Annotated in this window: 2 pseudogenes; both read right to left on the bottom strand. The window is 76.4% G+C overall.

The window, feature by feature from the left end:
• A pseudogene (locus AOK18_RS29620) lies at positions 1-1,045 on the bottom strand (N,N-dimethylformamidase beta subunit family domain-containing protein); the annotation flags it as partial.
• A 187-nt stretch (positions 1,046-1,232) separates the two neighbouring features.
• A pseudogene (locus AOK18_RS29625) lies at positions 1,233-1,697 on the bottom strand (hypothetical protein); the annotation flags it as partial.

A 1,697-nucleotide genomic window follows, 5' to 3' on the forward strand; every position in this document is an offset into this window, starting at 1 on the left:
GTGGCGGGAGACGGCCCGCGTACTGGACGCCGAGCAGGTGCTGCTCCGCGCGGTCCGTCTCCCGCCACAGCGCCCCCCTGCCCGGCGTCCCCCGGTCCGGCGTCCCGCGGTCCCGGGCCCCGTGCTCCCGGGTCCTGCGGTCCGGGCCCCGGCGCCTGCCGCTGCGGCAGGTCAGCAGGCGGTCGGGCGCTCCGGAGGGGGAGGGCGCGAGTTCCACCTGCCCGTACATCGTCCGGGCCGAGAGGAAGACCAGGGAGGTGCCCTGCTCGCGGGCGTGTTCCGCGGTACCGCGCATGGCCGGGGACCAGTACGCGTCGGGACCGGGGAAGAGGAGGCCCCGGTACCGGGCGGGGTCGACCCGGCCGGCGTGCAGGTCGCGGGCTTCGGCGTAGGCGAGGTCGTAGCCGTAGCGCTCGGCCCAGCGGATGACGTCGTGGGCGTGAGCGGCGGACGGGGGCAGGCCGGCGCCCGCGTACGGACGGTCGAAGGAGACCGTGCCCGCGGAGGGGGAGGGGGACGCGAGGTCGAAGGGGGATCCGGTGCCCTCCTCGCCGACCGCGCGGGGTCCGTCCGTCCCGTCGTCCTGCGGGTAGCGGTTGTGGAGCTGCCAGGTGATGTCGGGCAGGACGAGGAGCAGGTCGGCCGGACGGTGGTCGCGGACCGTGAAGGGGATCCGGGCACGGCTGCGGCCGTCGGCCGTGGTCAGCACGGCCACGTAGGCGCCGACGCTCCAGTCCGACGGGACGGCCAACCGCCAGGACAGCCACCAGTGGTGGCAGGAGACCGTACGGCCGGCGACGAGCGGCGGGGGCTGCGCGATGCCGGCAAGGCGGTGGCCGGACATGATCGGGACGGCGCCCCGCCCGTCGTAGTGGCCGACGCGGTGGACGTCGACGCGGAACTCCTGGGGCGGGTCGACGGTGACGTGGAAGTCGATCGTCTCCCCGGGTGCCACCCCGCCGGTGGAACAGAACCCCTCGATCCGGCAGTGACCCTGCCGCGCACCCATGGTCGCTCCCCTCCCGCGGACCCCGCCGCCCACGGCCGGCAAGGCGCTCGTCGTATGCCGCAGGCCCCGGGCGAGGAACGCGAACGACTCAAGCACATCACATTACGCACGCACCACGTCACCCTTCGTCGCGAACCGGCCGCAGGCGGAAGGGAGGACTCCGGCCTTCGGTTCTCCCGGCCGTCCGGTCCAGCCGGCCGTCCCGCTCAGCCGGCCGTCCCGCTCAGCCGAGCCGGACCGGCTTCTCCGGGCGTATGCCCTGCCGGGCCAGCCACCGGCGGAGGGCCGTGGGGTCACCGTCCTCGATCAGCGTCATGACCCGGGCGGGCAGGTCCGTGACGCGTACGCCGCCCACGAGGAGGGCCGGTCCGTCGAGCCAGTCGAGCCCGGGGACCGCGCCCATGGTGTCCATGGCCGCGCAGCAGACCATCGCCGTGATGTGGTCGGCGAGCAGTTCGCGTCCGGTGCGCGGGGGCTGGAGGGGGAGCAGGGGCAGCGCCCGGTCGTCCCAGAGGCAGGCCGGGTCGGCCGGCGCGGGCGGCAGGGCCTGCGGGGCCCGGTCGGCCGGCGTGCCCGGGACCGCCGGACCCGAAGCCGCCCGAGCGCTCGCGGCCGATGCGGCCCGCGCGGTGGCCGCCGCTCCCTCGCGGGCCACTTCGGCGCTGATGCGGGCGGCTTCGGGTCCGGC

It is taken from the genome of Streptomyces prasinopilosus (assembly GCF_001419695.1).
GTDB lineage: Bacteria > Actinomycetota > Actinomycetes > Streptomycetales > Streptomycetaceae > Streptomyces > Streptomyces prasinopilosus.